Origin of the sequence: Solemya velesiana gill symbiont (assembly GCF_002020805.1) — a bacterium.
Lineage (GTDB): Bacteria > Pseudomonadota > Gammaproteobacteria > Chromatiales > Chromatiaceae > Sedimenticola_A.
This window is the reverse complement of the sequence record NZ_MPRJ01000105.1, coordinates 1-6545: the sequence shown is the minus strand read 5'-3', so window position 1 is coordinate 6545 and position 6545 is coordinate 1. Positions and strand designations below refer to the sequence as shown.

The window sequence follows — 6545 nt, the reverse complement described above, 5'->3', positions numbered from 1 at the left end:
GAATTCCAGCGATTGCGGCCATTTGTCTCTTGGAAATCAGGCCGTATTGAAAGCGGCTGGTACAATAGAGCTCAAATAAGGGACTATTTCAACAGCCTGTTAGACGATCGTGAATTCTTGCTACTTCACTGAATTTATATTCAGGTGACTGTTTCCACGACTTCTTCGTGCTCCCATCAAGTGGCCGCTTCCGTTTTTTCCGGTGCATAACAGACCTCATCTCATCCAGAGATTCATAACCATATGCTAGGCCACGACAGATATCTCCACATATTTCAATCTTCTTCCCAGAGCGCCCTGGCCAGGACTCGTCGCTTTTAGGACAATTGGTAGGATAAATAAAATTACTGTCCGGCCACCAGGCACCCCGGAATTCGAGCGCAGACACTGCCTGCAAGGGAGAAAAAGCGATAAGAGTAGCTAATATAATGCTTCGCATAGCCAGTTCCTTTATTGACTGTCGAGTGCTCTATTAACTACAAGTCTATCTAGGAATAACTGAGCAGAATCTGAATCAGGTGATAAGAGAGTAAGGTGCAAAGCAAGAATCTGAACACCGAGGGCGGCTTGTTTAGATTTGAATGCGTTGATTTGGCCAGAATCCGTCATCCAGAGTCTGACACTCTCTTTGTTCAACAGCCCCATGCTGCAGAACGCGGCGTTTGGTGGAGGGGGATTTGTGCCTTTTCTTGTTTCTTGGGACAAATTTGGGACACTTTATTCCAATTTTACACAGTTATCCACAATCAATTACAATTAAGAATATGGCGTAAGGCATTGAAATAATTATGGTATTAATTTGTCATTTGCTGTGGCCTGAATTGTTAAATTCAGGCTTGAAAACCGTTGAGGGTTTGTAGCCCTCCCAGGGTTCGAATCCCTGCCTCTCCGCCATGTGGCGGGATAAGAGGGCGCGCAGCTCGCGCAATGCATATCAGTGGCTTTGACAGTCCCAGCAGAAGTCATGAAATGGATGGCCTCTACGGTATTCAAGCAAACAGCACAGGTTGGTGTTTGGATGTATACACCTCAGGGTGAGTCCAAAGTGGCCTGTGAGCCATCCAGCCACTTTTGTCATGGGCTGCGCCTTTTGACCTACTCGCCTGGAACACCTTCTCGGTTTACTACTGTAACTGCTCACGGAATCCTCAGCTCTGCAACATCTTCAGGTGCTGGTTGCTGATTTCTCAGATACATAAAGCCTACAGAAAAGTAGTAGTGCTTAATATTGTGGAATACTGCTACAAGGCATCCTGATTGTTGCTATGACGCAAGGCAGAAGCAACTAGCACCTGGTGGCAGCATGGATATAGCCAATCGCAGTCGCTCATACCACGCCAAAGCACAGATGATTAACTCACAGTTAGCTGACTGGCCCGCACCAGGTGATTATTGTGGAAGTCACCACAACCGGTGGCAAAGGTGAGCCAAGGGGGAATCCTGTGACTGCAATTCAATCCCTGGACCTAAATATTCCACTCAGTCTATATTGGATATCCCGCAAACTACTGTGAAATATCACTTATAAAGGTGTCTAATTCTTTTTTACGAGAGAGCTGGTGGTGCGAGAGTTCTAAACAAGATAAGTGGCAGTAAAGTGAATCGTATGCGATTACGCATACGTAAACTGATAAATTTGGAATCCGCGGAATAAACGACGCTCTTTATACGTTTGTACACATAAGCAGCAATTTAAATTGTGGGAATTGTATGATTATTTTAAGTATCTATAAGCACATGGAAATGTTGATTTGATGATAAAATTGCGTTCTTGGATGAATTTAAATCACTTAACAACCAATTGATTGCATTACAGATCCCCATTATCCTTACATGTTTCGAAAAGTATGGATGCAAAGCGAGGCAAGATCTAAGACAGATCTTGTACGGCAAGCAGGGATTCCTGCAGATATTTGAGGTCTAGCTGCAAAAGAAAAAGGGCATTAAAGCCATTCAGTTTACCTCGGAGACATTATGATTAAGGTTTTACTCGTCGACGATCATGAGCTTGTTCGAACAGGCTTTCGCAGTATCCTCGACGGCGATAATACAATTTCGGTCGTTGGTGAAGCGGTAACCGGGGAAGAGGCGGTTGAGAAGGCCAGGCAGTTGGAGCCCGACCTGGTCTTGATGGACATCAATATGCCCGGCATAGGTGGTATCGAGGCGACCCGTAAAATCCGTCGCATGATGCCGGAGACCCAGGTGATTGCAGTGACCGTTCACGTGGACACCCCGTTTCCTGAACAGTTGCATGATGCCGGTGCCTTGGGCTACCTGACCAAGGGCTGCCCGGCAGACGAGCTGTTTGAAGCCATCAAGACAGTGGCTGCCGGCAGACCCTACATCTCCAGCGACGTATCCAAGAAGATGACCCTGGCGAGCTTCTCAGGCGTCGATCCGGAGTCTCCGTTCAGCAAACTCTCCCAGCGCGAGATGCAGGTACTGCTGATGATCACCCAGGGTCACAAGACCCAGGATATCTCAGACTCCCTCTGCCTCAGCCCCAAGACAGTCAGTACCTACCGGCACAGACTATTTGAAAAGCTCAACGTGGAAACCGATGTTGAGTTGACTCACCTCGCTTTGCGTTATCACCTGATTGGCAACAAGGCCTGACCCATTGTTTGACTCAGACTGTACCCAGTGCTCTCGACTGGCAGATTTCCTGGTAAAGGTAAAAAACGACTATCCTGACTATCACGCCGCCCCCGTGGCGCCATTTGGCGACCCCGATGCAAAGGTGCTGGTGGTAGGGTTGGCGCCTGGCATGCACGGGGCAAACGCCACAGGCCGGCCCTTTACCGGGGACTACGCCGGCATATTGCTCTACGAAACACTCTACCGTTACGGTTTCAGCACCGCGGCGGAGTCAATCTCTGCCGACGATGGTTTGCAGCTCAAGAACTGCCGCATCACAAACGCAGTCAAATGCCTGCCGCCCCAGAACAAACCTGTAGGCAGTGAAATCAACCAGTGCAACAGCTTACTCAAAGCGGAACTTGAGGCATTACCGGACAAGCCGGTCATCATTGCATTGGGATCCATTGCCCATAACGCCGTACTCAAGGCCGTTGGACTGAAGCAGAGCGCGTTCAAGTTTGGTCACAACCAGCTGCATGAACTGCCGGATGGGCAGCGCCTTATCGACTCCTATCACTGCAGCCGTTACAACACCCAGACCAAACGGCTGACGCCGGAGATGTTCCACGCTGTCTTTGAGCGTGCCAAGGAAATCATCTAGGCAGCCCGTCATACCGGTGAATGCCGGTATCCAGATGCACCAGGTAAACCGAGTTCAACGCTTGGATTCCTGCATCCGCAGAAATGACAAGTCCCATCCCTTGTTATAATTCCTCGCAGCATTGAACAGAGGACATTCCGCTCGTGAGCTTCGATCACAAAGCCTTCCTTAAAACCCTGACCACCCGGCCCGGGGTCTACCGCATGCTCGACAACAGCGGCGAAGTGCTTTACGTGGGAAAGGCGAGGGATCTGAGAAAGCGGGTCGGCAGCTACTTCACACGATCGCTCAACAGGCGTATTCAGTCCATGGTGTCGAAAATCGATGCCATCGAGGTGACCGTCACCCACACGGAAGCCGAGGCCCTGATACTTGAAAACAACCTGATCAAGCGTCACAAGCCCCGCTATAACGTTTTGCTCAGGGACGACAAGAGCTATCCCTACATCTTCCTCTCGGATGAGGCGTTTTCCCGCCTGGCATTTCATCGTGGGTCAAAGAAGGCCAAGGGCCGCTATTTCGGTCCTTATCCGAATGCAGGTTCCGTGAGGGAGACCCTGCAGATCCTTCAAAAGCTGTTCCCGGTACGCCAGTGCGAGGACAGCTTTTACAGAAACCGCTCCCGACCCTGTCTGCAGTACCAGATCAAGCGCTGTACTGCACCCTGCGTGGACCTGGTAACCCCTGAGGCCTATGCCAAGGATGTGGATGACGCCATGCTGTTTCTCGAAGGCAAGGCGGGTCAGGTCATTGATAGCCTGGTATCACGTATGGAACAGGCATCGGAGAAACTGGAGTTCGAACAGGCGGCGCGCTATCGGGACCAGATTGCCGCATTGAGACGCATCCAGGAACGCCAGTACGTCAGTGGAGAGCATGACGACCTGGATATCATCGCCTGCAACTCGGCCGGTGGCATGAACTGTATCCAGCTTTTTTATGTTCGCTCGGGTCGTAACCTAGGCAACAAGGTGTTTTTCCCCCGCACGCCGGAGGAGTCATCGGAGGCGACTATCGTTTCAGCCTTTCTTGCTCAGCACTACATCGGCAAGCTGGTTCCCCAGGAGATCATCGTCAGTACACGGCCTGAAGATGACGAGGTGCTCGAAAACGTATTGAGCGAGCAGGCGGGCAGGCAGCTCAGAATACGCTCGAATGTGCGAGGGGACAGGGCGCGCTGGCTCAAGATGGCCATGCAGAACGCCAAGCTGGCCCTGGACTCCAGGCTGGCGAGCAAATCCGGCATGGAGCAGCGGTTGGATAACCTGCAGACGGCCCTGGGCCTGGAGGAACTCCCCGGGCGCATGGAGTGTTTCGATATCAGCCACACGGGAGGTGAATTGACAGTGGCGTCCTGTGTCGTATTCGACCGGAACGGCCCGCTGAAATCAGACTACCGCCGATTCAACATCGAAGGCATTACGCCGGGTGATGACTATGCCGCCATGGACCAGGCCCTGAATCGCCGCTACACCCGCATCATGAACGGGGAGGGCAAGCTGCCTGACATTCTTTTTATCGATGGCGGAAAAGGGCAGTTGAGCGCTGCAGCCCAGGTGCTTGATGAGTTGGCCGTTACGGGGGTTTTCCTGGTGGGCGTGGCCAAGGGGGTGTCCAGAAAGCCCGGAATGGAGCAGCTGTTCTTGTTTGGCTCCGATGCCCCGATTATACTGCCAGCAGATTCACCGGCCCTTCATCTCATCCAGCAGATCAGGGATGAGGCACACCGGTTTGCCATTACCGGACACAGGCAGCGGCGCGAACGCCGCCGAAACACTTCGCTGTTGGATGAGATCCCCGGAATAGGGCCTATACGCCGTCAGCGGCTGCTCAAGCAGTTTGGCGGCCTGCAGGGCATCAGCAGGGCAGGGGTGGAAGAGATGGCGAAGGTGGAAGGCATCAGCCTGCAACTGGCCACACAGATTTATGAAGCCTTTCACGGCGAGGAGTAAGCTGGCGAATGCTGCTTAACATACCGAACATTCTTACCCTGCTGCGCATCGCCCTGATCCCCGTATTCGTGGCCCTGTTCTTTCTGCCCTGGGAGCATGCTGAAGAGGCATGCGCCATTGTGTTCGCCCTTGCGGCCATCACCGACTGGCTTGACGGCTACCTGGCACGCAAACTGGAGCAGGTCTCGCCACTTGGCGCCTTCCTCGACCCCGTGGCAGACAAGCTGATGGTCGCAACAGCTCTGATCCTGCTGGTCGAGGCCGATCCGACACCTGCTTTGGCCGTTCCCGTTGCCGTGATCATCGGCAGAGAGATCGCCATCTCTGCACTCAGGGAGTGGATGGCCGAAATCGGCGCCAGGGCACAAGTGGCGGTATCGGTGATCGGGAAAATCAAGACAGTATTCCAGATGACTGCGATTTTCCTTCTGATCTGGCGCGATCCGCTGTTCGGACTGCCTATCTATACCATTGGCTACGTGTTGCTCTATGCGGCGGTAATCCTCACCCTCTGGTCCATGATCGTCTACCTGAGGGCCGCCTGGCCCAGCCTTAAAGGCGAGACTGGAGGCACCGCCCAGACCGAAGAGTAGGGCTGAGAGGAGGGGGCAAAGCAACCCTCGTCATTCCGGCGAATGCCGGAATCCAGAGAATCTTGCTCCGAGCTAACAGCAGCGCCCCAAATCCCTGAATAACACCCAAAAAGTCCCCCGCAAACCCATTATTTCCCTTGACACTCATGACTGGAACATTACAATAGCCCGCGCATCTGGCGATGCGGGAATAGCTCAGTTGGTAGAGCACAACCTTGCCAAGGTTGGGGTCGCGAGTTCGAATCTCGTTTCCCGCTCCAAATTCAGGATAAACCCCGAGTCACTGCTCGGGGTTTTGTCCATATAAGGGTGGAAAAAAATACCTTTTTACAGGATACTTTCCGCCTCTGAACAAGTCAGTGGCTGAGTGGCAGAGTGGTTATGCAGCGGCCTGCAAAGCCGTGGACCTCGGTTCGATTCCGGGCTCAGCCTCCACATAAAACGCTGTAAAAAACAGCAGCATAGAGCGCCTCTCGCGGCGCTCTTTTTTTCCTAAACCGCCTCAACCCCCGCAAAAAGGGCCTCATGCCACTCGCAAAAAGGTGCTTTGCCACTCGATAACGTGTTAGTTTGTCCGTTAAATCGTGCATTAGACGCGATCAACACACTGGACGGACAAACCAGAGCTATAGTCAAATCTGGTGTACAACCCCTTCAGTAGTACCCTGCTCTTGATCACTTTCTACACGCTCACCATCCTTGAACTTCACTCCCTCGACTACATCTGCAAGCAGTTTGTAGCCTCTTAATCGGCGC

Annotated in this window: 4 protein-coding genes and 2 tRNA genes; all 6 read left to right on the top strand. The window is 52.4% G+C overall.

Annotation, left to right across the window (positions count from 1 at the left end; translation table 11 throughout):
- Window positions 1-1974 precede the first annotated feature (1974 nt).
- Window positions 1975-2619: a UvrY/SirA/GacA family response regulator transcription factor gene (gene uvrY, locus BOW53_RS12070; protein ID WP_078488228.1), complete on the top strand. Its 645-nt coding sequence runs from the start codon at window positions 1975-1977 to the stop codon at window positions 2617-2619.
- A gap of 4 nt (window positions 2620-2623) precedes the next feature.
- Window positions 2624-3244, top strand: a complete 621-nt coding sequence (locus BOW53_RS12065) for a uracil-DNA glycosylase (protein ID WP_078488227.1) — start codon at window positions 2624-2626, stop codon at window positions 3242-3244.
- Window positions 3245-3387: 143 nt separating this feature from the next.
- The gene (gene uvrC / locus BOW53_RS12060; protein ID WP_281254048.1) at window positions 3388-5196 is read left to right on the top strand and encodes an excinuclease ABC subunit UvrC; all 1809 of its coding nucleotides are present in this window, start codon (window positions 3388-3390) and stop codon (window positions 5194-5196) included.
- 11 nt (window positions 5197-5207) lie between these two features.
- Window positions 5208-5789, top strand: coding sequence for a CDP-diacylglycerol--glycerol-3-phosphate 3-phosphatidyltransferase (gene pgsA / locus BOW53_RS12055; RefSeq protein ID WP_135607100.1), 582 nt, complete (start codon window positions 5208-5210; stop codon window positions 5787-5789).
- Between the two features lie 184 nt (window positions 5790-5973).
- Window positions 5974-6049, top strand: a tRNA-Gly gene (locus BOW53_RS12050).
- A gap of 101 nt (window positions 6050-6150) precedes the next feature.
- Window positions 6151-6224, top strand: a tRNA-Cys gene (locus BOW53_RS12045).
- Window positions 6225-6545: the final 321 nt, after the last annotated feature.